This is a genomic window from Bradyrhizobium sp. CCBAU 11434, from assembly GCF_028128895.1.
In the GTDB taxonomy this organism is placed as follows: domain Bacteria; phylum Pseudomonadota; class Alphaproteobacteria; order Rhizobiales; family Xanthobacteraceae; genus Bradyrhizobium; species Bradyrhizobium zhengyangense.
Window position 1 is genome coordinate 95,618 of record NZ_LBJX01000102.1, and the last position, 26,624, is coordinate 122,241.

24 protein-coding genes are annotated in these 26,624 nt (G+C 63.0%); 13 read left to right on the forward strand and 11 right to left on the reverse strand.

Annotated elements, in window-relative coordinates:
- Positions 1-48 precede the first annotated feature (48 nt).
- Together XI06_RS37710 and XI06_RS37715 are read left to right on the forward strand one after the other, a co-directional pair.
- Positions 49-618: a L,D-transpeptidase family protein gene (locus XI06_RS37710; protein WP_237860955.1), complete on the forward strand. Its 570-nt coding sequence runs from the start codon at positions 49-51 to the stop codon at positions 616-618.
- A gap of 6 nt (positions 619-624) precedes the next feature.
- Complete coding sequence (locus XI06_RS37715) at positions 625-1,410, forward strand: 2-keto-4-pentenoate hydratase (protein WP_271607654.1); 786 nt, start codon at positions 625-627, stop codon at positions 1,408-1,410.
- Between the two features lie 158 nt (positions 1,411-1,568).
- Here the strand turns inward: XI06_RS37715 and XI06_RS37720 are convergent, their stop codons facing one another.
- Positions 1,569-2,258, reverse strand: coding sequence for a YggS family pyridoxal phosphate-dependent enzyme (locus XI06_RS37720; protein WP_237860950.1), 690 nt, complete (start codon positions 2,256-2,258; stop codon positions 1,569-1,571).
- Positions 2,259-2,366: 108 nt separating this feature from the next.
- Here XI06_RS37720 and XI06_RS37725 point away from each other — a divergent pair, with 108 nt between their 5' ends.
- Positions 2,367-4,070, forward strand: a complete 1,704-nt coding sequence (locus XI06_RS37725) for a sensor domain-containing diguanylate cyclase (RefSeq protein WP_237860948.1) — start codon at positions 2,367-2,369, stop codon at positions 4,068-4,070.
- A 54-nt stretch (positions 4,071-4,124) separates the two neighbouring features.
- Here the strand turns inward: XI06_RS37725 and XI06_RS37730 are convergent, their stop codons facing one another.
- A complete protein-coding gene (locus tag XI06_RS37730) occupies positions 4,125-5,102 on the reverse strand; it encodes a GGDEF domain-containing protein (protein ID WP_237861312.1) in 978 nt (325 codons plus the stop codon).
- Between the two features lie 262 nt (positions 5,103-5,364).
- On the opposite strand from XI06_RS37730, the gene leuS reads away from it, so the two are divergent.
- From leuS to holA, 3 genes are read left to right on the forward strand one after another with little or no spacing between them, the layout of a single operon-like run.
- On the forward strand, positions 5,365-7,989 hold the full coding sequence (gene leuS, locus XI06_RS37735) for a leucine--tRNA ligase (RefSeq protein ID WP_271607655.1): 2,625 nt from the start codon (positions 5,365-5,367) through the stop codon (positions 7,987-7,989).
- Complete coding sequence (locus XI06_RS37740) at positions 7,976-8,527, forward strand: LPS assembly lipoprotein LptE (RefSeq protein ID WP_237860944.1); 552 nt, start codon at positions 7,976-7,978, stop codon at positions 8,525-8,527. The genes leuS and XI06_RS37740 overlap by 14 nt, the downstream gene beginning before the upstream one ends.
- A gap of 23 nt (positions 8,528-8,550) precedes the next feature.
- On the forward strand, positions 8,551-9,579 hold the full coding sequence (gene holA, locus XI06_RS37745) for a DNA polymerase III subunit delta (RefSeq protein WP_237860942.1): 1,029 nt from the start codon (positions 8,551-8,553) through the stop codon (positions 9,577-9,579).
- Between the two features lie 142 nt (positions 9,580-9,721).
- On the opposite strand, the gene XI06_RS37750 is transcribed toward holA, so the two are convergent.
- The 7 genes from XI06_RS37750 to hemJ all read right to left on the reverse strand — a co-directional run bounded on the left by XI06_RS37750 (position 9,722) and on the right by hemJ (position 18,371).
- Complete coding sequence (locus tag XI06_RS37750) at positions 9,722-10,609, reverse strand: ParB/RepB/Spo0J family partition protein (RefSeq protein ID WP_271607656.1); 888 nt, start codon at positions 10,607-10,609, stop codon at positions 9,722-9,724.
- Between the two features lie 152 nt (positions 10,610-10,761).
- Positions 10,762-11,574: a ParA family protein gene (locus XI06_RS37755; RefSeq protein ID WP_271607817.1), complete on the reverse strand. Its 813-nt coding sequence runs from the start codon at positions 11,572-11,574 to the stop codon at positions 10,762-10,764.
- A gap of 108 nt (positions 11,575-11,682) precedes the next feature.
- Complete coding sequence (rsmG, locus tag XI06_RS37760; protein WP_377803037.1) at positions 11,683-12,456, reverse strand: 16S rRNA (guanine(527)-N(7))-methyltransferase RsmG; 774 nt, start codon at positions 12,454-12,456, stop codon at positions 11,683-11,685.
- A gap of 9 nt (positions 12,457-12,465) precedes the next feature.
- Positions 12,466-14,346, reverse strand: coding sequence for a tRNA uridine-5-carboxymethylaminomethyl(34) synthesis enzyme MnmG (gene mnmG / locus XI06_RS37765; RefSeq protein ID WP_271607657.1), 1,881 nt, complete (start codon positions 14,344-14,346; stop codon positions 12,466-12,468).
- A gap of 403 nt (positions 14,347-14,749) precedes the next feature.
- Positions 14,750-16,096 carry a tRNA uridine-5-carboxymethylaminomethyl(34) synthesis GTPase MnmE gene (mnmE, locus tag XI06_RS37770; RefSeq protein WP_271607658.1) on the reverse strand — a complete coding sequence of 449 codons (1,347 nt, stop codon included), beginning with the start codon at positions 16,094-16,096 and terminating at the stop codon, positions 14,750-14,752.
- Positions 16,097-16,409: 313 nt separating this feature from the next.
- Entirely contained in the window at positions 16,410-17,675 is a 1,266-nt protein-coding gene (gene rho / locus XI06_RS37775; RefSeq protein ID WP_008133567.1) for a transcription termination factor Rho, read from the reverse strand.
- A 261-nt stretch (positions 17,676-17,936) separates the two neighbouring features.
- Complete coding sequence (gene hemJ, locus XI06_RS37780; RefSeq protein ID WP_237860931.1) at positions 17,937-18,371, reverse strand: protoporphyrinogen oxidase HemJ; 435 nt, start codon at positions 18,369-18,371, stop codon at positions 17,937-17,939.
- Positions 18,372-18,831: 460 nt separating this feature from the next.
- Between hemJ and XI06_RS37785 the strand changes: the two genes are divergently transcribed.
- The 4 genes from XI06_RS37785 to dnaQ are packed head-to-tail and all read left to right on the forward strand — an operon-like array spanning position 18,832 to position 21,675.
- Positions 18,832-19,677, forward strand: coding sequence for a pyruvate, water dikinase regulatory protein (locus XI06_RS37785; protein WP_271607659.1), 846 nt, complete (start codon positions 18,832-18,834; stop codon positions 19,675-19,677).
- Between the two features lie 8 nt (positions 19,678-19,685).
- Positions 19,686-20,294: a Maf family protein gene (locus XI06_RS37790; protein ID WP_271607660.1), complete on the forward strand. Its 609-nt coding sequence runs from the start codon at positions 19,686-19,688 to the stop codon at positions 20,292-20,294.
- 23 nt (positions 20,295-20,317) lie between these two features.
- Positions 20,318-20,917, forward strand: coding sequence for a dephospho-CoA kinase (gene coaE / locus XI06_RS37795; RefSeq protein ID WP_271607661.1), 600 nt, complete (start codon positions 20,318-20,320; stop codon positions 20,915-20,917).
- A gap of 38 nt (positions 20,918-20,955) precedes the next feature.
- On the forward strand, positions 20,956-21,675 hold the full coding sequence (dnaQ, locus tag XI06_RS37800; protein ID WP_271607818.1) for a DNA polymerase III subunit epsilon: 720 nt from the start codon (positions 20,956-20,958) through the stop codon (positions 21,673-21,675).
- A gap of 105 nt (positions 21,676-21,780) precedes the next feature.
- Here the strand turns inward: dnaQ and secB are convergent, their stop codons facing one another.
- Positions 21,781-22,266 (reverse strand): protein-export chaperone SecB, encoded by a 486-nt coding sequence (gene secB, locus XI06_RS37805; RefSeq protein ID WP_271607662.1) that lies wholly within the window; start codon positions 22,264-22,266, stop codon positions 21,781-21,783.
- 425 nt (positions 22,267-22,691) lie between these two features.
- On the opposite strand from secB, the gene XI06_RS37810 reads away from it, so the two are divergent.
- From XI06_RS37810 to XI06_RS37820, 3 genes are read left to right on the forward strand one after another with little or no spacing between them, the layout of a single operon-like run.
- The gene (locus XI06_RS37810) at positions 22,692-23,396 is read left to right on the forward strand and encodes a Tim44/TimA family putative adaptor protein (protein WP_271607663.1); all 705 of its coding nucleotides are present in this window, start codon (positions 22,692-22,694) and stop codon (positions 23,394-23,396) included.
- Entirely contained in the window at positions 23,374-24,909 is a 1,536-nt protein-coding gene (locus XI06_RS37815) for a murein transglycosylase A (protein WP_271607664.1), read from the forward strand. Before XI06_RS37810 ends, XI06_RS37815 begins: the two co-directional genes overlap by 23 nt.
- Positions 24,906-25,496, forward strand: coding sequence for a Smr/MutS family protein (locus XI06_RS37820; RefSeq protein WP_237860916.1), 591 nt, complete (start codon positions 24,906-24,908; stop codon positions 25,494-25,496). Before XI06_RS37815 ends, XI06_RS37820 begins: the two co-directional genes overlap by 4 nt.
- On the opposite strand, the gene XI06_RS37825 is transcribed toward XI06_RS37820, so the two are convergent.
- Entirely contained in the window at positions 25,493-26,617 is a 1,125-nt protein-coding gene (locus XI06_RS37825; protein WP_271607665.1) for a hypothetical protein, read from the reverse strand. The genes XI06_RS37820 and XI06_RS37825 overlap by 4 nt on opposite strands.
- Between the last annotated feature and the right edge of the window lie 7 nt (positions 26,618-26,624).

A 26,624-nucleotide genomic window follows, 5' to 3' on the forward strand; every position in this document is an offset into this window, starting at 1 on the left:
GGACGGTTTGATGAATGTCCTGTAATGAATTCGACATCGCGATTTCACATGAAAAACAAAGCCGTGTCAGTCAGTTACACCGGGAATCGAGGCAACGGACCGCTATCCGCGATCCGCGTTAAGCCTGCCGCCGGGAATCCGCGCCGGGGCTGGCTGACGGCAGGCCACCTGACCATTCCAGTGGCGCTGGGGCGCGGCGGCATTCTGGCCAACAAGCGCGAGGGCGATGGCGGCACCCCCAAGGGCAGCTTTCGGCCCCGGCAATTGTGGTGGCGGGGCGACCGGCACCGCCGCCCCAGGACGTTTCTGCCGGCGCGCATCATCACCGACACGGACGCCTGGTGCGAGGATCCCGGCGACCGCCATTACAACCAGCGGATTCGGCGCGGGCAGGGCGAGGGCGGCGACCGGCTGAAGCGCGCGGACCATCTCTATGACTTCATCATCGAGATCGATCACAACACGCGCCCGCGCATTGCCGGCCGCGGCAGTGCGGTGTTCCTGCACCTGGCGCGCGACAATTTCGGCCCGACTGCAGGCTGCGTCTCCATGACCAAGGCCGCGATGCTACAGCTGCTGCGGCGGATAGGACCAAGAACAAGAATCATCATCGGGTGAGGACGCATGCTCGACAAGGATCAGATCGTCGCGGCTTCGCGAGTTCTCGTTCAACATTGGCGCGACGGCAGCAAATTCGACGCTCTTGAGGCGCCGTTACGGCCGCAGAGCCGCGGCGAGGCTTACGCGGTGCAGGCCGTTCTCGAAAACCAGTCGCTGGGAAATTTGTTCGGCTGGAAGATCGCGGCCACGAGCGAAGCCGGGCAGAAGCACATCAATGTCTCAGGACCGCTGGCCGGTCGCATCATGAGCGACACCGTCATCGCCGACGGCGGCACCGCCTCGATGAAAGGTAACGCGATGCGCGTCGGCGAGCCGGAATTCTGCTTCCGCATGGGACGCGACCTGGCACCGCGGTCTTCGCCCTTTGGCGTCGATGAAGTCCTTGCCGCCGTCGACACCTTGCACCCCGCCATCGAGATTCCGGATTCACGCTTCACCGATTTCACCAGCGCCGGCGAAGCGCAGCTGATCGCCGACAATGCCTGCGCGCATCTGTTCGTGCTGGGGCCGGCAACGACTGCGAATTGGCGCGCGATCGATCTCATCGAGGAGCGGCCCGTGATCACGCTGCGCGGCGAGCGCTATATCGGTCACGGCAAGAATGTGCTCGGCGATCCCCTGATGGCGCTGACCTGGCTCGCGAATGAGCTGCGCGAGCTCGGCATCACCTTGCGGGCAGGGCAGGTGGTGACGACAGGCACCTGCCATCCGCCGCTGCCGATTCAGGCCGGCGATCTCTTTGCGGCGGACTTTGGTGCACTGGGGAAGGTGTCGGTGAGGTTCGTGTAATCACCGTCGTCGTGGCGAGCGAAACTCTCTCCACGCGTCATTGCGAGCGTAGCGAAGCAATCCAGAGTCTCTCCGTGGAAAGATCCTGGATTGCTTCGCTACGCTCGCAACGACGAAATCGAGAGCCTTTGCCGGGCACGGCCGTTGCAAACGGCAAATCACCGATGCCCGAAGATCGCACTCCCCACGCGCACATGCGTGGCGCCCAGCATGATGGCGGTCGCATAATCCGCGCTCATGCCCATCGACAGGTTCGTAAGTCCATTGCGCGCGGCGATCTTGGCGGTCAGCGCGAAATGCGCCGCGGGCGGCTCGTCCACCGGCGGGATGCACATCAGGCCTGATATCGTCAGGCCATAGGTGTCGCGGCAGCTCTTGAGGAAGGCGTCGGCCTCGCCGGGCGCGACGCCGGCCTTCTGCGGCTCCTCGCCGACATTGATCTGGACGAAGAGTTGCGGGTGCTTGTTCTGGGATTCGATTTCTTTGGCTAACGCTTGGCAAATGCTCGGACGGTCGACCGAATGGATCGCATCGAACAGCGCGACCGCCTCTTTCGCCTTGTTGGATTGCAGCGGTCCGATGAGATGCAGCGCGATATCAGGGTAAGCAGACGTTAACGCCGGCCACTTGCCCTTGGCCTCCTGCACGCGATTCTCTCCGAACACGCGCTGTCCGGCGCCGATAACAGGCATGATCGCATCCGCCGAGAACGTCTTCGACACCGCGATCAGCGTCACGGAGGCGCGATCGCGCCGCGCATCCTTGCAGGCGCGCACAATCTCCGCCTCGACCGCGGCCAGCGCATTTGATGAATCGCCGGTTACCGGCGCGGCGTCGTTGTCTGTCATGATGTCGGTTGGGCCGTGACCTTAACGGAGGTAGTTCCAATTTTACCGAGTTCAAGCAAGGGTTTTTGAACCCTTCGCTTTACCTTGCGCGCGGGGTGGGTAACGAAGATGGCAAACGTCAGTTTCAACCGCAAGCGCGCAAAACTCAAGCAGGTCCTCGGCATCAGGGCCCGGCTTGCATTGCTCGCGGTGATTCTGGTCGCGCCCCTGATGCTCGAGCGGATCCGCTCGCTGGAAGATACCCGCACCAAGCAGATCGCCCAGGCCACCGCCGAATTCACCACCGTCGCACGGCACAGCGCCGATGCGCAGCGCGAGGTGATCTCGTCGGTCGAGACCATCCTGAAATCGGAAGCCTTCATCCGCGCCTCCGCCGGCGGCGTCAGCAAGAGTTGCGATGTGCTGCGCGCGAGCCTGCCGACGAGCCTGCCCTGGATTCGCACACTCCTGATCGCCGGCCGGGATGGCCGCATCCAGTGTGCGACCAACAACATGTATGTCGGTCTCGACCTCTCCGACCGACCTTATTTCCAGCAGGCGCAGGAGACCGGCCGGTTCGTGCTGTCCGACTTCATCCTGTCGCGTCCCGTGCAGGCACCGACCGTCATGGCGGTCTATCCGGTCTCCGCGTTCAGCGGCGTCGCCGACGCCGTCGTGCTGGCAACCGTCAATCTCGACTGGATGTCGAAGGTGATGAACAATCTTGGTGGCCGCGTCGGCATCACCGCGGTGCTGGTCGACAGCACCGGCACCGTGCTGGCCGCACCCGCCGACCAGCACAGCGTGGTCGGACGGCCCCTCGACGACATGCCGCTGATGTCGGCGATCGCCGATCTTGCCTTGCGCTCCGACCAGGACGAAGGCTCGTTGTCCTTCCTCGCTGCTGACGGCTCGCAGCGCGCGGTCAGCTTCATCCGCATCGCCGGCACCAATGCCCGCCTGATCGCCAGCATCGACGAAGACAAGGTGTCCGCCGCAGTGAGCCGCGACATCCGCACCGCCTATCTCCAGCTCGCTTTCGTCGTGGTGTTCGTGCTGCTCGGTGCGCTGATCGCCGCCGAGAAGCTCGTGATCAAGCCGATCGAAATGCTCGCCGACATGGCCAAGCGTCTCGGCGAGGGCGATCTGTCGGCCCGCGCCGCGCGCAAGAGCCTGCCCTCCGAATTCGTGCCGCTGGCGCGCGCCTTCAACGCGATGGCGGCGCAGCTCAGCCAGCGCGAACGCGAGCTGATCGCGACCAATGATCGCCTCACGGTGATGGCGTCGATCGACATGCTGTCGGGGCTCGCCAACCGCCGCGGCTTCCAGAGCCGGCTCGATTTCGAATGGATGCGCGCGCAGCAATATGGCAGCGAGCTCGCGCTGCTGATGATCGACGTCGACCATTTCAAGCTGTTCAACGACACCTACGGCCATCTCGAAGGCGATTCCTGCCTGACGCGCCTCGGCGAGTCGCTGTCCGGCATCGCGGCCGACACGATGGGCTTTGCCGCGCGCTATGGCGGCGAGGAATTCTGTCTCTTGCTGCCGAACACCGACGTGATGCGCGCCGTCGCGATCGGCGAACAGGTGCGCGCGGCCGTGCTGAAGCTTTGCCTGCCGCACATTACCTCGGCCCACATGATCGTCACCGTTTCAATCGGCGTTGCGGCGACGCGGCCGAACGAGGCCCTGCGTCCCGGCGATCTGATCGAAGCCGCTGACGCTGCGCTCTACGCCGCCAAACATCGCGGCCGCAACAATGTCGTCGAGCACGGCGTGCAGGCGATCGAGAAAGGCAAAGCGGGCATGATGATTGCGGCGAGCGCCTAGATTCTGGTTTTGACGCTTTCTTGCGCGAACCGACGTTCGCTTCGCTCGAAAACGCTAGCCGGCAGCCTCGGCGCGATCGAGCTCGTTTTCCGTCACCACGCGATTGCGGCCGCCGCCCTTGGCGAGATAGAGCGCGCGATCGCAGCGCTCGATCAAATCCGCGGTGGGTTCGCCGGGCCGATACTGCGCAACGCCGATTGAAACCGTGATGGTCGGCAGAACCTCGCCGGTCGAACGGCGCGTGATGGTGCACTCGCCGATCGCGCGCCTGATGCGCTCGGCGATATCAGTGCACGCCGCAAGATCGGCATCCGGCAGCACTGCGATCAGCTCCTCGCCGCCGTACCGCGCCGGCAGATCCTGCGGGCGGACCTTTTCGCGCAACACCTTCGCCATCAAGCGCAGCACCTGGTCGCCGACGCCGTGACCGAAATTGTCGTTGAAGGTCTTGAAGTGGTCGATGTCGAGCAGCAGCACGCTGAGCGGCTCGCCCCAATCCGCCATTGTTTGCGCCTTGCGCAGGAATTCGTCGAGCGCCCGCCGGTTGGGCAGTCCGGTCAGCGTATCGGTCAAAGCGCGCTGTTCGGATTTGGTCAGCGAATCCCTGATAACGTCAAGCTCGCGGGTCTTTTCCTCAAAGCCGGCTTCGAGCCGCGTCGCACGGGTGGCGGCCCGCGCCAGCTCGTTCATGAGCTGGGCGACCAGCGCCTTCGGATCCACGCCGGCCTTGCCCTGGTCGGCAACCTCATTGATCGCCTGCATCTGGGAATGGTTGTCGGCGATCGCGGTCGCCAGAAATTCCTTTGCCGCACCCATCAGGGCCTGCAGCCGCTCGGACGTCTCGACCACGACGGCGCTCACCTGGGGCGCGATATAGGTCTCGAACAGGTCTTGGTTGGTCCTGCTGTCGAAGGGACGGTTGTGGTCGATCAGGAGGTCAATGGCGTTGCGCAGGTCGTTATGGCTGCCGGCGTAATACTGGAACCAGATCGCAAAATTGGTCGGTGTCGGCGGAATCCGCTGCTCTGCCATGCTCCGCACCGCCCGCCCGGCGATGGACGCGGCATAGTCGTAGTCGGGATCGTCGAAATATGAGGCCATGGCCTGACGCGGGGTGCTGTTGGCCCAACCTCGCACCCGACCCCTTAATCCGATCCCAATACCCTTGTCCGTACTTTTGCGGAGCAGCATTGCGAGGGGCCGCTCGTCACGGCAACCCATTGACCCCCCGAGGACTTCTATGGCCTAGTCCGGCCTCTTCAGGCCGCCGAAACCACGAAAACGCAACGATTCCATGACCTCCGAACGCTACAACGCCCGCGACGCCGAACCGCGCTGGCAACGCAAATGGGACGAACAGGCGATCTTCGTCTCGAAGAACGACGATTCGCGGCCGAAATATTATGTGCTGGAGATGTTCCCCTACCCCTCCGGGCGCATCCATATCGGCCATGTCCGCAACTACACGCTCGGCGATGTGCTGGCCCGCTTCATGCGCGCCAAGGGGTTCAACGTGCTGCACCCGATGGGCTGGGATGCGTTCGGCCTGCCGGCCGAGAACGCCGCCATCGAGCGCAAGGTCGCGCCCAAGGCCTGGACCTACGACAACATCGCCGCGATGAAGAAGCAGCTCCGCTCGATCGGGCTATCGCTGGACTGGAGCCGCGAATTCGCGACCTGCGACCCCAGCTACTACAAGCATCAGCAGAAGATGTTTTTGGACATGCTCGCCGCCGGCCTTGCCGAGCGCGAGAAGCGCAAGCTGAACTGGGATCCCGTCGACATGACCGTGCTCGCCAACGAGCAGGTGATCGACGGCCGTGGCTGGCGCTCGGGCGCCGTTGTTGAACAACGGGAAATGAGCCAGTGGGTCTTCAAGATCACGAAGTACTCGCAGGAATTGCTGTCGGCACTGGATGGGCTCGACCGCTGGCCCGACAAGGTCAGGCTGATGCAGCGCAACTGGATCGGCCGGTCCGAGGGCCTGTTAATCCGTTTCGCGCTTGATGCGGCGACCACGCCTGCCGGCGAAAGCGAGCTGAAGATTTTCACCACGCGCCCCGACACGCTGTTCGGCGCGAAGTTCATGGCGATCTCTGCGGATCATCCGCTGGCGCAGGCGGCCGCGGCCAAGAACCCTGCTCTTGCGGAGTTCATCTCCGACATCAAGAAGATCGGCACCGCGCAGTCGATCATCGACACCGCGGAAAAGCAGGGTTTCGACACCGGCATCCGCGCGGTGCATCCGTTCGATCCCAGCTGGAAGCTGCCGGTCTATGTCGCCAACTTCGTGCTGATGGAATACGGCACGGGCGCGATCTTCGGCTGCCCCGCGCATGACCAGCGCGACCTCGACTTCGTCAACAAATACGCGCTCGGCAATACGCCGGTCGTCTGTCCCGAGGGCCAGGATCCCAAATCCTTCGTCATCACCGACACCGCCTATGACGGTGACGGCCGCATGATCAATTCGCGTTTCCTCGACGGCATGACCATCGAGCAAGCCAAGGAAGAGGTTGCCAAGCGCCTGGAAAACGAGCTGCGCGGCAATGCGCCTGTCGGCGAGCGTCAGGTCAATTTCCGCCTGCGCGACTGGGGCATTTCACGCCAGCGCTATTGGGGCTGCCCGATTCCGGTGATCCATTGTCCGAAGTGCGACGTGGTGCCGGTGCCGGACGACCAGTTGCCGGTGGTGCTGCCGGAGGATGTCAGCTTCGACAAGCCGGGCAACGCGCTCGACCATCATCCGACCTGGAAGCACGTCACCTGCCCCACATGCGGCGGCAAGGCGCAGCGTGAGACCGACACCATGGACACCTTCGTGGATTCGTCCTGGTATTTCGCGCGCTTCACCGATCCCTGGAACGCGAGCGCGCCGACGACGCCGACCGTCGCCAACCGCATGCTGCCGGTCGACCAGTATATCGGCGGCGTCGAGCACGCGATCCTGCATCTGCTCTACAGCCGCTTCTTCACCCGCGCCATGAAGGCGACCGGGCACCTCGCGCTGGATGAGCCGTTTGCCGGCATGTTCACGCAGGGCATGGTGGTGCACGAGACCTACCAGAAGGCCGACGGCAGCTGGGTGCAGCCGGCCGAGGTGAAGATCGAGGTCGGCGGCAACGGACGCCGTGCGACGCTGCTCGCGACCGGCGAAGACGTCGCGATCGGCCCGATCGAAAAGATGTCGAAGTCGAAGAAGAACACGGTCGACCCCGACGACATCATCGCGACCTATGGCGCCGACGTCGCCCGCTGGTTCATGCTGTCGGACTCCCCGCCTGACCGCGACGTGATCTGGAGCGATGAACGCGTCCAGGGCGCCTCGCGCTTCGTGCAGCGGCTGTGGCGGCTGGTCAACGATGCCGTGGAGGCCAGCAAGGCTGCTCCGGCTGCCCGCCCGGCGTCCTTTGGCGACGACGCGCTCCTGCTGCGCAAGGCGGCCCACGGCGCGCTGGACAAGGTCACATCGGGCGTCGAGCGGCTGCATTTCAACGTCTGCCTCGCCCATATCCGCGAATTCACCAATACGTTCTCGGAGGTGCTCCAGCGCCCCGGCCAGCCCGCGGCCGACTTGGCCTGGGCGATCCAGGAGGCCAGCCAGATCCTGGTCCAGCTGTTCTCTCCGATGATGCCGCATCTGGCCGAGGAGTGCTGGCAGGTTTTGGGCCAATCCGGACTGGTTTCCGAGGCCAATTGGCCGCAAATCGAACGCGATTTGCTGGTTGAAGACAGCGTGACGCTGGTGGTCCAGGTCAACGGCAAGAAGCGGGGTGAGGTCACGGTTGCAACAGCGGCCCAGAATCCGGAAATCGAGGCTGCCGCTTTGGCGCTTGATGCTGTAAAATTGGCGCTGGACGGCAAACCCGTCCGCAAGGTGATCATCGTTCCCAAGAGGATCGTGAATGTTGTCGGCTAGGATCCGTATCGCAGCCCGCTTGCTGGCGGTTGCCACACTGGCGGGGCTGACGGCCGGCTGCTTCCAGCCGATGTATGCCGAGCATACCGACGGCACCCCCGGCTTGCGTGAGAAGCTGATGGGGGTCGATCTGCCGCCGATCTCGAAGGCGAACGCCTCGCGCGAGGCCCGCGTCGGCGTCGAGATCCGCAACGCCCTCGCCTTCAAGCTCTACGGCTCGGCGACCGGCATGCCGCCGACACACCGGCTCGATATCCGCTTCACCACCAGCAAATCGTCGCTGATCGTCTCTGCCCTGACCGGCCTGCCGACCAGTGAGAATTACGGCATCGACTGCCAGTACAATTTGATCGAGGTGGTGAGCGGCAAGTCGGTGATGACCGGCTCGACCTTCTCGCGCGTGTCCTACGACATGCCCGGCTCGTATCAGCGCTTCGCCCGCAACCGCGCGATACGCGACGCAGAGGATCGTGCTGCCAACGAGATTGCCGAGAATATCAACACGAGGCTCGCCGCGTTTTTCACCGCAGGCTCGTAGTTCGTTTCCCGCTTGAGGGCCCGATGGTCGCGTTGCGCGGAAAAGAGGTCGATGCCTTCCTCGCACGTCCAGATGCGGGCCGCCCGATCATCCTGCTTCATGGTCCCGATGCCGGCCTCGTGCGTGAGCGCGCCGACGCGCTGATTGCGTCCGCCGTCGACGATCCCAATGATCCCTTCTCGCTGGTGAAGCTCGACGGTGACGAGCTCTCCGCCGAGCCGTCGCGCCTGGTCGACGAGGCCATGACCGTGCCCTTGTTCGGGGGCCGCCGCGCCATTCGCATCCGCGCCGGCTCGCGCAGCTTTGCCGCCGGTGTCGATACCCTGGCCGAAATGTCGGTGAAAGATTGCCGCATCGTGATCGAAGCCGGCGAGCTGCGCCCGGAATCGCCGCTGCGCAAGGCCTGCGAAAAAGCCAAGACCGCCGTTGCGATCGGTTGCTATCCCGACACCGAGCGCGACCTCGCGAAATTGATGGACGACGAGCTCCGCATCGCCAACTTGCGCATCACGCAGGATGCCCGTGCCGCATTGATGTCGTTTCTCGGCGGTGACCGGCAGGCCTCACGCAACGAGCTGCGCAAGCTCACGCTCTACGCCCACGGCAAGGGCGAGATCACGCTGGACGACGTGATGTCCGTCGTCGCGGATGCGTCCGAGCTCAAGCTCGATCCGATCGTCGACGGCGCTTTTGCCGGCCGGCCCGACATCGTCGAGACCGAATTCGCAAAGGCCATGATCGCCGGCACCTATCCCGGCGTGATCCTCTCGGCCGCGCAGCGCCAGGCCGCGTGGCTGCACAAATCCGCGCTGGCCATCGCCGACGGCCAACCGGCCTCCGCGGTGCTCGACGGCGGCTTTCCGCGCCTACATTTTTCACGAAAGCCCATGGTCGAAACGGCGCTGCGCAATTTCAGCGTGGCACGGCTCGCCGCTATCATCGAACAGCTTGCAACGGCCGCGCTCGACACCCGCAAGCAATCCACGCTCGCCGCCGCGATTGCTCAGCGCACGCTAATGGCGATCGCCGTGAATGCAAGGCGGCGGGGATAGGCTTCCACTCTCACCACGGCATTGCGAGGAGCTCGCGCGACGAAGCAATCCAGAGTCTTTCCGCGGAACGATCCTGGATTGCTTCGCTTCGCTCGCAATGACAAGCGGATAGAGCTGGCTTTCACCAGGACGACACCGACGCCTACAGCCCGCCCTTCGCGAGCCGCTTCATCACCTCGTCGAGCTGATCGAGGTTGCGGTAGTTGATCTGGACCGAGCCGCCGGGGTCGCGGTGATTGACGGTGACCTTGAGGCCGAGCGCGTCGCTGACGCGCTTTTCGAGATCGATCGTATCAGGGTCCTTTTCCTTGGCCCCGGTGGCGCGCGGCTTTTGCGGCTTGCGCTCCGGTACGCCCTCTTCGTGCGCGAGCGCTTCGGCCTGGCGGACGTTGAGACCTTCCGCAACGATCCGCTTGGCGGCAGCGAGCGGATCGGGCACGCCGATCAGCGCGCGGGCGTGACCGGCGGTCAGCTCACCGGTTGCGATGAAGGCTTGCACTTCGGCCGGCAGCTTGGTCAGCCGCATCATGTTGGCGACGTGGCTGCGGCTCTTGCCGACGACCTTGGCGATGTCCTCCTGGCTGCGTTTGAACTCGTTGGCGAGCGCGTGATAGCCCTGCGCCTCTTCCATCGGATTGAGGTCTTCGCGCTGTACGTTCTCGACGATCGCGAATTCCAGCGCATCGCTGTCGCTGATGTCGACCGGCACGATCGGCACTTCGTGCAGACCCGCCATCTGCGACGCGCGCCAGCGCCGCTCGCCAGCGATGATCTCGAAGCGATCCTGCGCGCCCTTGACGGGACGGACCACGATCGGCTGGATCACGCCGTGCTGCTTGATCGACTCCGAGAGCTCCTTGAGCTCGGTGTCCGAAAACGTACGGCGCGGGTTGCGCGGATTGGCCTTGATGAATTCGATCGGCACCTTGCGCTGCGCGCGCGGACGGTCGACGTGCTGGGCCTCGCCGCCGACGTCACCGATCAGACTTGCAAGACCCCGGCCCAGTCGCGAACGCGCTTCGTCAGCCATCGCCAGCTCCCTTGGATTCACGCTGCAGCACTCCAGAACTGAATTTTCGAATCGTAGGGTGGGTTAGCCGAAGGCGTAACCCACCTCTTCTGTTTTCCGCGGAGGTAGACATTGGTGGGTTACGCCTTCGGCTAACCCAAGCTACGGCACCGCTAATGCGTGACGCGCAGCTCGCGCTCGCGCTGGATCACTTCGGTGGCGAGCCGCAAGTAAGCTTCACTGCCGACGCATTTGAGATCGTAGACCAGCACCGGCTTGCCGTAGGACGGTGCTTCCGAGATGCGCACGTTACGCGGGATCATGGTCTTGTAGACCTTCTCGCCCATGAACTGGCGGACGTCGGCGACGACCTGGTTCGAGAGGTTGTTGCGCGAGTCGAACATGGTCAGCACGATGCCGTGGATCGACAGGTTCGGATTGAGCGTCGAGCGCACCTGCTCCACCGTCTGCAGCAATTGCGACAGACCTTCGAGCGCGAAGAACTCGCACTGCAGCGGCACCAGGATCGCGTCCGATGCGGCCATCGCATTCACCGTGAGCAGGTTGAGCGAAGGCGGGCAGTCAATCAGCACATAGGTGTAGTCGGCATCCGGCGAGACGTTGTTGTTGAGCGAGGCGATCGCATCGCGCAGCTTGAAGGCACGGCCGGCCGTGGTGCCAAGCTCGAGCTCGAGGCCGGAGAGATCCATGGTCGAGGGCGCGATGTGCAGCCGCGGCACCGCAGTCGAGACAACGGCCTCACGCAAAGGAGCCTCGCCGATCAGCACGTCGTAGGTCGAGCAGGAGCGGTTGCGGCGGTCGATGCCGAGCCCGGTCGAGGCGTTGCCCTGCGGATCGAGGTCGACGATCAGGACGCGCTCGCCAATCGCAGCGAGCGCGGTGCCAAGGTTGATCGCTGTGGTTGTTTTTCCCACGCCACCCTTTTGATTCGCTAGCGCCAGGATGCGCGGGTGACCATGGGGCACTTCAGCTTTTTCTCGGTCAGCTTCTTGGTCAGCTTCTTGGGCGCCCTGGTCTTGCTGCGGCTCGTCAATCACGGTCATCGAAATTCCCCAACTCAACCCCTGAGCGCCTCACCCGCGCCGTTCAACTGAAGTCAGCTCGACGATCCAACCGTTACCCGTCCGGCTTCGGTGGAGTTGCGGCTGAATATTCCAATATTTAGCGGCTTCGGTCAATTCAGCCTCTACATCTTGACCCTTGAGAAATAACGCCTTTGCGCCCTGGCGCATCAGCGGCTCCGCAAAGCCGATGAGTTGATGTAGCGGAGCCAGCGCGCGTGCGGTGACGCAATCGACGGGGCCAGTGATTCTATCCACATTATCCCCGATCTCAGCGAGATGTACGACTCCCGGAGATGTAGTGACGCGAACAGCTTCGCGCAAAAAGGCGGCCTTCTTGGCGATTCGCTCGACGAGATGGACCTTCGCGTCCGGCGTCCCGGCCATGGCGCAGGCCAGGACGACACCAGGAAATCCACCGCCGCTGCCGAGGTCGGCCCAGCGTTTTGCTGATCGCGCGAGATCGACGAGCTGAAGAGAATCGGCGATGTGCCGGGTCCAGAGATGCGGCAAGGTCGAGGGCGCGACCAGATTGGTCTTGGCCTGCCACTCCCGAAGCAGCGCGATGTAGCGGTCGAGCCGCGCTTCCGTTTCATGTGAAACGGGCGCGAGCTTCAGCGCCGCGCGCTTGTCGGCAGCGATGATGGAGTCGAGCGCCTGATCATTGGCGCTGGCCTTGTCGATCTTCGGTTTGGCTGGTGCTGGGTCGGATCGACGGGCGGTGCCCTCACCTGCTCCGGTTCGTCGCGTTAGCGGTCTGTCGCCGCCCGGTCCGCGCTGTTTCACGTGAAACGCCTATGCGATTGCCTTGGATGTCTTGCGCGCTTCGCGGCGAAGATAGGCCGCGAGGATGCCGAGTGCCGCCGGCGTCATGCCGTCGATCCGGCCGGCCTGGCCCACCGTGAACGGTCGCGCCTTCTCCAGCTTGGCGCGCACTTCATTGGAGAGACCGGGGACCTGGCTGTAGTCGACGTCCGATAGCACCATGCCCTCGTCGCGCCGGAAGGCTTCGACGTCGGCGCTTTGGCGCTCCAGATAGACATCGTACTTGGCGTCGATCTCGAGGTGGGTGGCGATAGCGGGATCGATGGCGGACAGCTCCGGCCAGATCGCACGGACCTGGCTCCAGCCAATCTCGGGATAGGCCATCAGCTCAAACGCCGAGCGGCGCTGACCGTCCCGGTTGAGAGAGAGCCCGTGCTTGATCGCCTCGTTCGGGGTGATGGTCAGGGACTTCGAGAGAATCTTGGCGGCGTTCAGGGCGTCCATCTTGGCCCGATGATGCCGGATCCGGGCACTGCCGACACAGCCCAGCGCGATCCCCTTCTCGGTCAGACGTTGATCGGCATTGTCGGCCCGCAAGGTCAGCCGGTACTCGGCCCGCGAGGTGAACATGCGATAGGGCTCGGTGATCCCTCGGGTAACGAGGTCGTCGATCATCACGCCCAGATAGCCGTCTGCACGGTCGAACACGGTCAGCGCGGCGCCGCTGGCGGCGAGTGCCGCATTGAGACCGGCGACGATGCCCTGGCCCGCGGCTTCCTCGTATCCCGTGGTGCCGTTGATCTGCCCGGCCAGGAACAGACCACGCAGGCGCTTGGTCTGCAGGGTCGGATCCAGCTCGCGGGGATCGATGTGATCGTATTCGATAGCGTAGCCTGGACGGACCATCTTCACCCGCTCAAGGCCGGGGATGCTTGCGAGGATCGCGAGCTGGACCTCCTCTGGCAGCGAGGTCGAGATGCCGTTGGGGTAGACCGTCGTATCGTCGAGCCCCTCCGGCTCCAGGAAGATTTGATGACCATCGCGGTCACCGAAGCGGACGATCTTGTCCTCGATCGACGGGCAATAGCGCGGACCGGAGCTTTTGATCTGGCCGGAGTACATCGGGGAGCGATGGACATTGGCTCGGATCACCTCATGGGTGGCCGAGGTCGTCCGGGTGATACCGCATTGAATCTGCGGCGTCGTGATCCGCTCGGTCATCACCGAGAACGGCTCCGGCGGTTCGTCTCCGGGCTGCATCTCGACGCCGGACCAGTCGATTGTCGAACCGTCCAGACGTGGCGGAGTCCCGGTCTTGAGACGTCCGAGAGTGAAACCGGCGCGCTCAAAGGATGTCGAAAGACCCATCGCCGGCGCCTCACCGACCCGGCCTGCCGGCCAATTCTTCTCACCGAGATGGATCAGACCGCGCAGAAAGGTGCCTGTCGTGACCACGACGGCCCCTGCCCGGAGCTCCCGGCCGTCAGCCAGACGCAGTCCCGTGACGCGGCCATCAACCACGATCAGCTCGTCGGCCTCGCCCTCGACGACGGACAGGCCTGCGGTCGCCCGGATCGCGGCCTGCATCGCTGCGGCATAGAGTTTTCGGTCGGCCTGGGCCCGTGGACCCCGGACGGCAGGACCCTTGCGGCGGTTCAGCACCCGAAACTGGATGCCGCCGGCATCGCCGACCCGACCCATCAGACCATCGAGGGCATCGACTTCGCGGACCAGATGGCCCTTGCCGAGACCACCGATGGCGGGATTGCAGGACATCGCGCCGATCGTCGAGAAACGGTGCGTCACCAGAGCGGTCACCGCACCCATCCGGGCAGCCGCAGCCGCGGCCTCACAGCCGGCGTGGCCGCCGCCAATGACGATGACGTCGAAACTCTCTCGCTCCTGTCGCATGGGCGGACTTCTAGCTCAGCGGGGGAAAAGCCGGAAGTGGAAACTGGGCGAGGCGGGGGTTTCACGTGAAACAGGTGCGTCCGAAGGCCCGAGCGATTTCGCGAAAGCAACCCCATGCACAGTAAGACATGCAACGTCGCAGCCGCTGTTTCACGTGAAACAAATGGGCGACCTCGTGGGGGACGGAGAAGAGTTCCAAGTGGCCGCTCTGCGCTCCGTCATTGCGAGCGAAGCGAAGCAATCCAGACTGCCCCGCGGAGAAATCCTGGATTGCTTCATCCCGAGAACCCCTCGCAATGACGGGGGACGTTTCACGTGAAACAATCCGGAACCAGCCCACTCCTCGTTTCACGTGAAACACAAGCAATGGAACAAGTGCTAGTTCTATATTGAAGAACTAGCACTACTTTCCGATACAGAATTTCTGGAAGATGGCCCCGAGCACGTCCTCGACGTCCACTCGGCCGAGCAGCCGGCCCAAGGCATGGGCGGCCGCACGCAACTCTTCAGCGGCCAGCTCCTCGCCCTCTTCTACAAGCTCCAGACTCCGGCGCAAGCTGTTCAAGGCCTGGCTCAACAGATCCCGCTGGCGGGCGCGGGTCACCAACGCGCCCTCGGTGGTCCCAAAGAAATCGGAGGCGAATTTAACGAGGGCATCGACCAGCTCGGCAATGCCATCGCCGCGGCTTGCCGAGATTGCGAATTCGCCGCGCGGCCCGGCGGCGCCGAGATCGATCTTGTTGCGGACCATCCAGACCGGTCCTTCCGGACGATCGCCCTCTCCGGACTTCCGAAGCAGCCGCACCGCGTCGGGATCGGCGGCGCGCTCTCCCTCAACCAGCCACAGCACCAGGTCAGCGTCGTCGGCCCGGGCCCGCGCGCGGCGCACGCCTTCCTGCTCGACGGGATCATCGGTCTCACGAATGCCGGCGGTGTCGATCATCGTGACGGGGTAGCCGTCGAGATCGAGCTGCACCTCGATCACGTCGCGCGTGGTGCCGGCGTGCGGCGAGACGATTGCGACCTCGCGGCGGGCGAGCTGGTTCATCAGCGTCGACTTGCCGACATTCGGCTCGCCTGCGATCGCGACCACCAGTCCGTCGCGCAGTCGTTCAGAATGTCCCTGTGCCGCGAGGACTTTTGTAATTTCGTCGTGCAGCGTTTTGATCGCGTCGACCGCCGGCGCCAGCAATTCCGCGGGCACATCGCCTTCATCGGAAAAATCGATTCCGGCCTCGATCAGTGCCGACGCTTCGATGATACGCTCGCGCCAGTCACGCGCGCGGTGACCCAGCAAGCCCTGCAACTGGCGCAGCGCCTGGCGACGCTGACGGTCGGTGTCGGCATGGATGAGATCGTCGAGGCCCTCGGCTTCGGTGAGATCCAGCTTGCCGTTCTCGAACGCGCGCCGCGTGAACTCGCCGGGCTCGGCCGCGCGTGTATTCGGAATTATCGAAATTGTATTGAAGAGCGTGGCGAGCACCGCGCGGCCGCCATGGACGTGGAATTCGGCGACGTCCTCCCCGGTGGCGCTGGCCGGGCCTGGAAACCAGAGCACGACCGCATCGTCGATCGGTTGACCCGCGGCGTCATGAAGCAGCCGGCGGCTCGCTTGCCGTGGCGCCGGCAGCTTGCCTGCAAGCGACGTCAGCACGCGCCTGGCTTGCGGGCCCGAGACGCGCACCAGAGCGATCGCGCTGGGTGGACGGCCGGACGACAGCGCGAAGATGGTCTGGTCTCTCGGGTGCATGGCCTATTTGTCCGGCTGGCGGGGAAAAGGCAAACACCTGTTTTTGGCAACATCCGACCCTGTTTTGCTGCACAAAATTCTGCAGCAATCACGAATATTGCATCGCAATATAAACTGCTTGTTTGCTGCAAAAAAGTTCCTCGCGGCTTCAGGCCGCAAACTAAAAATCAAGTATCTTCAATAATTACCAACAGCTTATAGAATATTAGAAGGCCGACCAGAGGCCACTCCCGATGTTGCGATTTTCCTGCAGCAAAGCCGCAAAACAAAAAGGGCGCCCGAAGGCGCCCCTTGAGATCATGCTGCATTGCACTCAGGTGTTCATGGAGTCGAAGAACTCCGAATTGCTCTTGGTCGAGCGCAACTTGTCGAGCAGGAAGTCGATCGCGTCCATCGTGCCCATCGGGTTGAGGATACGGCGGAGCACGTACATCTTCTTGAGCACCTGCGGATCGGTGATGAGCTCCTCCTTGCGGGTGCCGGAGCGCGAGATGTCGATCGCCGGGAAGGTGCGCTTGTCCGAGACCTTGCGGTCCAGGATCAGTTCCGAGTTACCGGTGCCCTTGAACTCTTCGAAAATGACTTCGTCCATGCGGCTGCCGGTATCGACCAGCGCGGTCGCGATAATGGTCAGCGAGCCGCCCTCCTCGATATTGCGGGCGGCACCGAAGAAGCGCTTCGGGCGCTGCAGCGCGTTGGCGTCGACACCACCGGTCAGCACCTTGCCGGAAGACGGCACCACGGTGTTGTAGGCGCGCCCCAAGCGCGTGATCGAATCGAGCAGGATGACGACGTCGCGGCCGTGCTCGACGAGGCGCTTGGCCTTTTCGATCACCATCTCGGCGACCTGGACGTGACGCACCGCCGGCTCGTCGAAGGTCGATGACACGACCTCGCCCTTCACCGAGCGCTGCATGTCAGTGACTTCTTCCGGACGCTCATCGATCAGCAAGACGATCAGATAGCATTCGGGATGGTTGTGCGTGATCGAATGCGCGATGTTCTGCATCAGCACGGTCTTACCCGTACGCGGCGGCGCGACGATCAAAGCGCGCTGACCCTTGCCGATCGGGGCTACGATGTCGATCACGCGTGCAGACAGGTCTTTCCGCGTCGGATCGTCGATTTCCATGCGGAAACGCTGATTCGGAAACAGCGGCGTGAGGTTGTCGAAATTGACCTTGTGCTTGGCCTTTTCCGGGTCCTCGAAATTGAGCGTGTTGACCTTCAGCAGCGCGAAATAGCGCTCGCCCTCTTTCGGGCTGCGAATATGGCCTTCGATGGTGTCGCCGGTACGCAGGCCGAAACGGCGGATCTGCGACGGCGAGACGTAGATATCATCCGGCCCCGGAAGATAATTGGCATCGGGCGAGCGGAGGAAGCCGAAGCCGTCGGAGAGCACTTCGACGACGCCCTGTCCGACAATATCGGTCTCGGCGAGCGCGAGCTGCTTGAGGATAGCGAACAACAGCTCCTGCTTGCGCATGGTGCTGGCATTCTCGACCCCATTCTCCTCCGCGAACGAGACGAGCTCGGCCGGCGTCTTGGATTTGAGGTCTTCGAGTTTGATTTCCCGCATTGGGGTGGTCCTGTGGGGTAACCTTGGGAGGGGGTGCGAGGAGGCTCTGAAATGCGGACGCGAGAAGGTAAGGTCCGCAGGTCTGGCAAGGTTAAGTGCCGGTGGGGGCTTCAAACCTGATGCGGTGTCCGGCCTTCAAAAAGCTCGGACACAACCACATCCGCCTGCGTTGGGTGGGATGTCGACAATATAGAAAATCGCTTTCCACTCCGCAAGCCGAAGCTCTGAGCGATCATTCACGTTTCCTGCCTCAAATCTTGCCTAGAACGGCTTCACGATCACCATGATGACGATGATGATCATCAGGACGGTCGGCACCTCATTGATAATCCGGAAGAATTTCTGACTGTGCGGACGCCGGTCGGCGGCGAAGTCCTTGAGCCAGCGGGAAAAAAAGCCGTGGACCGCGGACATCGCCAGCACCATTGCCAGTTTTACGTGCAGCCAGCCGAACGTGAACCAATGGCCGGCCCAGGCGAGATAAAGCCCGGCAAGCCAGGTGACGATCATGGCAGGGTTGATGATCGCCTTGAGCAGGCGGCGCTCCATCACCTTGAAGGTTTCCGACTGTTTCGAGCCGATCTCGGCCTCGCAGTGATAGACGAACAGCCTGGGCAGATAGAGCATGCCGGCCATCCAGGAGATGACCGCGATCACGTGGAGCGCTTTGATCCAGAGATAGACGTCTTCAAACATGTCAGGCGTCCAACTTTACGGCCAGCGGCTTGGCGATCTGGGGATAGTAAGAACTCGTTAAGGTCTCACCTGCACACATATCTCTCTGGAGCGCCCTTCTCCAATAAAGAATCTTAGATTCTTAAAGGTTTGAGTCTGAGTGACCGTGGATTGGACTCACACAACGCCGTCCGCGCGTTCACCTATGCTTGTTCACATCCATCAACATGTCCGGGCCGGTTCCCGTCTGGCCGGATAAATGCTCCGAGCTCAAAGGCTTGCGCATTTTGATCCGCAACCTATCAAGGGAGTTGTCCGCGCAATCCCGCTTCCATCTCGACAGGCGGCTGGACTTGTTCTGACGGGCAGTGGTGTGAAGAAAATTGGCACTTGTCCCGCCCCTGGTGTCGCGCAACCCTTTCCGAGCGGTTAAGCTCCACAGAAATCCACAAATCACACCGCCCCCATACAAAGAGTTTTTGTGCCGACCTCGAGCAATTATTTCCATCTGCACCTCGTCTCAGACTCCACCGGTGAGACCCTGATTACGGTCGCGCGCGCCGTCGCCGCGCAGTACGCGAATGTCACGCCCGTCGAGCATGTCTACCCGCTGGTGCGCAGCCAGAAGCAGCTCGACCGCGTGCTCGACGAGATCGAGGAAGCGCCCGGAATCGTGCTGTTCACGCTGCTTGAAAAGGATCTGGTTTCGCGGCTCGAGGACAAGTGCAAGGGAATCAATGTACCGAGCCTGTCGATCATCGGTCCGGTGATGCAGCTGTTCGAAGCCTATCTCGGGGCTGCGACCACGGGGCGCGTCGGCGCGCAGCATGTGCTCAATGCGGAATATTTCAAGCGCATCGATGCGCTGAACTACACGATGATCCATGACGACGGCCAGCACGTCGAAGGGCTCGACGATGCCGACGTCGTGCTCGTCGGCGTGTCCCGCACCTCGAAGACGCCGACCTCGATCTATCTTGCCAATCGCGGCATCCGCACCGCCAATGTGCCGCTGGTTCCGGGCATTCCCGTGCCGTCCCAGCTGGAGACATTGACAAGGCCGCTGGTGGTGAGCCTGCATGCAACGCCGGAACGCCTGATCCAGATCCGGCAGAACCGCCTGCTCTCGATGGGCGCCGAATCCGGATCCGGCAGCGACACCTATACCGACAGGCAGTCGGTCACCGAGGAGGTCGCGTTTGCGCGCAAGCTGAGCGCCAAGCATGATTGGCCGCTGCTCGACGTGACGCGGCGCTCGATCGAGGAAACCGCGGCCGCGATCATGAAGCTCTACAGCGATCGCCAGCGCAACCGGCCCTCGGAATAACTTTCGACATGGGTCTTTGGCGCGGCAAAACTCCGTTGATCCTGGCGTCTCAAAGCAGCGCGCGTAAAATCTTGCTCGCGAACGCCGGGCTCGACTTCGAAGCTGTCACCGCCGATATCGACGAACGCAGCATTCAGGCGGCGTCAAAGCTTTCGAACCCGCGCGAGATCGGTTTGCTGCTGGCGCGCGAGAAGGCGAAAGCAGTCTCAGTCAATCGTCCCGGAAGCTACGTGATTGGTGCCGACCAGACGCTGGCGCTCGGCCATCGTCTCTTCAACAAGCCCGCAGGCCGTGCCCAGGCTTTGGCACAATTGCAAGATCTTGCGGGCAGCACGCACGAGCTGAATTCGGCCGTGGCTGTGGCCCATGATGGCAAGATTGTCTTCGAGGATGTCTCGGTTGCCCGCATGACCATGCGGCCGATGACCGAGGCCGAGCTGTTGGCCTATCTCGACGCGGCCGGCGATGCGGTAACAACCAGCGTCGGCGCCTATCAGCTCGAAGGGCTCGGCATCCACCTGTTCGAGCGCATCGAGGGCGACCATTTCACCATTCTCGGCCTGCCGCTGTTGCCGCTGCTTGCGTTCCTGCGGCGCGAGCGGCTAGTTGCGATGTGACGGACAAGGATGACTGCGCGCTGATGCGAATCCTCGGACTGACCGGCTCGATCGGGATGGGCAAATCCACCACTGCGAAATTGTTCGCAGAGGCGGGTGTGCCCGTCTACGACGCCGATGCGGCCGTCCATCAGCTCTACGAAGGCGAGGCAGCCCCGGCGATCGAGGCCGCCTTCCCCGGCACCACCGCCAATGGCAAGGTCGACCGGCCCAAACTGTCGGCCCGTGTGGTGCATGATCCCGCCGCGATCAAGCAGCTCGAGCAGATCGTCCATCCGATGCTCGGTGCTTCCAGGCAAAAGTTCTTTGCGGACGCGGAAGCCGCCAAGGCGCCGGTCGTGGTTCTCGATATCCCGCTGCTGTTCGAAACTGGTGGCGAGAAGCGGGTCGACGCCGTCGTCGTGGTCTCGACCTCGCCCGAGATACAGCGCGAGCGCGTGCTGGCGCGGGGAACCATGGACGAGGCCAAGTTAGAGGCCATCATTGCCAAGCAGATGCCCGATGCCGAAAAGCGCAAGCGGGCGGATTTCGTCGTGGATACCTCGCACGGACTCGAGCCTGTGCGCGCGCAAATCACCCACATCCTGGCCGAGGTCGTTAAGATGCCGCAGCGGCGGGCCTGATTCGCCGACTTCCACGGCTTCCTGCACGGCACCTCGAAATCATGCGCGAAATCGTTCTCGATACCGAAACCACTGGCCTCGATCCCCTGCGGGGCGATCGTCTGGTCGAAATCGGCTGCGTCGAGATCTTCAATCGCATGCCGACGGGTCAGACCTATCACGTCTATATCAACCCCGAGCGGGACATGCCGGCGGAAGCCTTCGCTGTGCACGGGCTGTCGGCCGAGTTTCTCTCGACCAAGCCGTTGTTCCACGAGGTGGCGGAGGAGTTTCTGGAATTCATCGGCGATGCACCGCTGGTGATCCACAACGCCTCGTTCGACATCAGCTTTATCAATGCCGAGCTTGATCGGATCAAGCGCGAGCCGATTCCGCGTGAGCGGCTGGTCGATACGCTGCTGCTGGCGCGGCGCAAACATCCTGGCGTGTCGAACCGGCTCGACGATCTCTGCTCGCGCTATTCGATCGACAATTCACACCGCACCAAGCACGGTGCGTTGCTCGACTCCGAACTTCTGGCTGAGGTTTATGTCGATCTGGTCGGGGCGCGGCAGTCGCAGCTGCTTCTCGCGTCGGAGACCCAGGAAATTCGCGTCAATTCCGCCGGCGATGCGCCGCGGCGGCAGCGCCTGGTGCCGCTTGCTCCGCGGCTGTCGGATGCCGAACGGGAGGCCCATCGGACCTTCATCGCAACGATGGGCGAAAAGGCGATCTGGAACGAATATCTCGCCGCTCCAGTCGCCTCTCCGGCTGGCTAAAGCGCGACGAGATTTGGTTGAATCGTCATCGCGCTTAAGCTCTACGTTTGAGCATGGTCTTTTCGGAAAACCGCTTCACACTTTTCCGGATCATGCTCTAGCAGATCAGGCCTGACCGGCCTGGCCCTGGGCGGCCATCTGCCGCTCCATGTTCTGGCGATAGAGACCGACGAAGTCGACCGGGTCCAGCATCAGCGGCGGGAACCCGCCGTCGCGCACGGCGGTTGCGATGATCTCGCGGGCGAACGGGAACAGCAGCCGCGGGCATTCGATCATGACCAGCGGGTGCAAATTCTCCTTCGGCACATTGGCGATGCGGAACACGCCGGCATAGGCCAGTTCGAACGAGAACATCACCTTGCCGGCGGTCTCGGCCTTGCCCTCGACCGACAGCGTCACCTCGAACTCGGTTTCGCTGAGATTGTTGGCGCTGACATTGATCTGGATGTTGATCTGGGGCGGCTGGCTCTGCTGCTGGAGCGAGCTCGGCGCGTTCGGATTTTCGAACGACAGGTCCTTGGTATATTGCGCCAGCACATTGAGCTGGGGAGCCTGGGCCGCCTCGGGAGGGGTGCCGTTACCGTTGGTCATCAAAGTCTCTCCTTACCCGATTGGGGCTGAATTTCGCGGCGGTTGGCTAACATAGGGCCGCCTCATTCCACAAGGACGAACGGCCCCGGAGCGCCGATCCTGGCTCCGCTCACAACTGTGACGTTTGACCCGACCGGGACACCAAATCGAACGTTAAACGCTTGAAAATGCGTGATTTCCGCCTACGATCGGGTTTCCCCTTAAGCATAAAACGCGCTACACTTGCCACTGTGCCAAAAGGCGCCATTGGCCGGGCCAGATTTCGTGCCTACATCCCGCGGACGAGACGCGCGGGCCAAAAATGGTGATGTCATCTTGCCGTTCCGGTATGGAACGGTCTACTGGCCGGATTGATTTTCCCGGCAGCGATCCCGAAGAAGCCTTGGCCCAAAAAGACTTGGGTAAAGACCAGAAAGCGATACGACGTGGACATCTACACCATCATCTTCCTTGCGCTGGCGGTCTTTATTTTCCTGCGGCTGCGTAGCGTGCTGGGGCAGCGGACGGGTAACGAGCGCCCGCCGTTCGACCGCACCGCCCGCAATGCGCTGGGGGGTGCTCCGGACAAGAACGTCGTGACCATGCCGGGCAAGGTGATCGATCAAGCTCCGCTGGCGCCGACGGCCGAGCCGGCACCGCCGTCTGACCGCTGGAAAGGTCTGACCGAGCCGGGCACCGCACTGGCCCAGGGTCTCGACGCCATCGTCGAGCGGGATTCCACCTTCGATCCGCGTCACTTCCTCTCCGGCGCCCGCGGCGCCTATGAGATGATCGTGCTTGCCTTTGCCAATGGCGATCGCCGCTCGCTGCGCGACCTGCTCTCGTCGGAGGTCTATGAAAGCTTCGATACCGCGATCAAGGACCGCGAGAAGAACGATCAGAAGACCGAGACGCGCTTCGTCTCGATCGACAAGGCCGAGCTTGTCGGTGCCGAGCTGCGCGACCGTACGGCGCAGCTCACCGTGCGTTTCGTCTCGCAAATGATTTCGGTCACCCGCGACAAGGCCGGCAATATTGTCGACGGCAACGCTGACAAGGTCGCCGACATCACTGACATCTGGACTTTCGCCCGCGACACCACCTCTCGCGATCCGAACTGGAAGTTGGTTGGCACCGGAAGCGCGAATTAAGATCTTTCTGAAGAACAGCGCGACGGCGCTTTGCGCAGGTCTCGTCGTGCTGGCTTCGTTTTCGCTTGGCGCCGAGGCTGCAAGGCGTCACTACCGCAGCCATCATCATCACGCCCCCGAAGTCGCCGCGGTCCCGCCGCGTGCGCTGCCCTATCCCCAGCTCCCGCTTCCGTTCGAAATTCCCGGCGCGCAGTATCTGCCGCTGGCGTGGGTCGACGTGAAGGGCTGGAGCGACGACGATCATCTCGCCGCCTACAAGACGTTTCGTGCCAGCTGCCGCTCGATCAATGCGCAGACCGGCGCTTCTGAACCCAAGGCTCTTGAACAAAAGGCCTTGGGCGGCTCGCTGAGCGAACCCTGCCGCGCCGCCAAGTCGCGCGAGCCGACCGACGATGCCAGTGCAAAGACTTTCTTCGAAGAAAACTTTTCGCCGCTGCGCATCTCACGCCTCGGCGAGCCCGATGGCTTCGTCACCGGCTATTACGAGCCGGTGCTGGACGGATCGCGCACGCAGACCGAAATCTACAACGTGCCGGTCTACCGCCGCCCCTCGAACCTGTTCGTGCGCGGCTTCAATCAGGCCTCCGTCAGCCTGCCCAACAAGGGGCCGGTTTACCGCAAGATCGGCCGCCGCAAGCTCGTGCCCTACTATGATCGCGGCGAGATCGAGGACGGCAAGATCGCCGGCCGCGGGCTGGAGATCGCCTGGCTGAAGGATCCGACGGATCTCTTGTTCGCCCAGATCCAGGGTTCGGCGCGGATCAAGTTCGACGACGGCGCGACCATCAGGCTCAATTACGATTCCTATAACGGCTATCCCTACACGGCGGTCGGGCGCATCCTGATCGAGCGCGGCATCATTCCAAAGGAGGAGATGTCGATGCAGAAGATCAGGGAGTGGATGGCGCAAAACCCTGACGGCGCCAAGGAACTGCGGCGGCAGAACCGCTCCTACATCTTCTTCCACGAGGTCAATCTGTCCGACAAGGACGAGGCTGTCGGTGCGCAAGGCATCCCGCTGACCGCCGGCCGCTCGATCGCGGTCGACAAATCGCTGCATGTCTACGGCACGCCGTTCTTCATCGAAGGCGAGCTGCCGATCGAGTCCGATCGCGCCAAGACGCCGTTCCATCGTTTGATGATCGCGCAGGATACCGGCTCCGCCATCATCGGGCCGGCCCGCGCGGATCTTTATTTTGGTGCGGGGGCTGATGCCGGCCGTGTTTCGGGCCGGCTGCGCCACCCCATGCATTTCGTGATGCTGGTGCCGAAGAGCCTCGATCCCGCCATGCGCGCGGCCAGGCTGCCGGTGCCGGATCCGCGGCCGTCGGAGAAGATCGCAAGGCTGTTTCCGCAGCCGCCGGCAGCGAAGCCGGTCGCATCAGCCGCAACGTCTGGCAAGGATGAGACTGTTGCCGTTGCGAACCCGGTGCCGCTTCCGGCGCCGCGTCCTGTGATAGAACCGGTCCGCGAACCGCGCAGGCACATGAAAAACCGTTCCCACCAGCAATGAAGCGATCGTCTCGTCCGCCCGTGCTGGATCCGCGTCCTTCGCCGCGCCGTCGTGGCTTAAGCGAAGAAGATCGCGAGCTGTGGGATCTCGTTGCAAAGCAGGTCAAGCCGCTGCGGAAGCACCGTGCGACCAAGCCGCACGCCGCGCCGCGTGCCGAGCTCTCGCCGGCAGCGCCCGTCGCCAGGCAAGCGTCGTCGCCGCGACCCCTGGCTGCGGCCCCGGCCCCGCGGCCGCCGAAACCATCGATGCCGCCGCTCGCCCCGCTCGGCAAGCGCGAACGCACAAAACTGTCGCGCGGTCGCAGCGAGATCGAGGCGCGGCTTGATCTGCATGGCATGACCCAGATGCGCGCCCACCGCGCGCTGAGCGGCTTCCTGCATCGCGCCCATCACGATGGCCTGACTTTCGTGCTCGTCATCACCGGCAAGGGCCGCAGCGGCGGCGAGAGCGGCGTGCTTCGCCGCCAGGTGCCGGAATGGCTGAGCCTGCCGGAATTCCGCGCCTTTGTGGTCGGATTTGAGGAAGCCGGCATCGGCCATGGCGGCGAGGGCGCGCTGTATGTGCGGATCAGGCGGGCGAGATATTAGAAGGGCCGGACGATCCCGACGCGCGGGATCAGCGTGATGATCAGGCCGAAGATGTTTGTCTTCTTGTCCTCCGCCGGAATCAGCGGCGTCTCGTGCTTCGCCGGCAGCATCTTCACGGCGTGCAGGATCAGGAACATGCAGACCGCCCAGCTCGACATCCAGCGCGAATAGTCGAACACCATCGCGAACATCACGAGATAGGCGAGGCTGACGCCGATCAGGGCCGCGATCACGAGCTGGCGGTGGAGGTCGCTCGCGAGTGCGCGGATCAGGTCGGCGAAATAGCGCCACACCGGCGTGTGCAGCCAGAGCAGCAGTGCGAACACGGGAAGGCCGAGGCTGTTGTGCGGCAGCCAGGCCCAGGTGTCGGAGATTTCCTTCGAGAGCGGCTGATACCAGATGTAGGCGAATTGTAGCAGGTCCTCGCGTGACGGATCGGCCATCCGGGTTTTGAGATAGGCGAAGAAATCAGCCTGCGGGATCGGCATGGTCCCGAGGAATTGCGCGGCAAAGAACAGTGCGCTGACGCAGAGCAATGCCACGAGGCCAAAGGCGACATTGGTTCTGGTGATGCCGTGGGTGAGATAATGCCTGATGACGACAATGGTGATGATCGTCGGCACATACATCAGAAGATGGATGTGGTGGATCAGCACGAGGATGATCGAGAACAACGCGGCCGTCGCCACGAACAGCAACGAGCCCGCCGGCATCAGCAGCAGGACCAGCGCGAAGAGGCAGCCATAGATGTCGAAATGGCCGAGCGTGTGCATGAAATTCTTCAGGAAATACGGCGAGCCCGCGATGAAGACGAACAGCGGCAGCGTCTTCGCGCTGAAGCCGAAGGTTTTCTGAAACAGCCGCACGAACAGCGCCAGCGTCACCAGCCACGCCGTTCCTGATATCGCGAACACCAGCCACACCGGCACCTTGTCGGTGAACAGCGCAACGATCGCCCCGATCAGGGCGCGCTTGATGAAGCCGAAATGGTAGTCGACGAGGAGGTGGATGTAGGGAACGTAAGGCGGCAGCTTCACCTTGTGAATGAAGACGCCGACGATGACAGCCGCGTTGATGGCGAGCAGCAGCCGCCAGGGGTTTTTCTTGATGTCAGCGAGCATGTGGCAC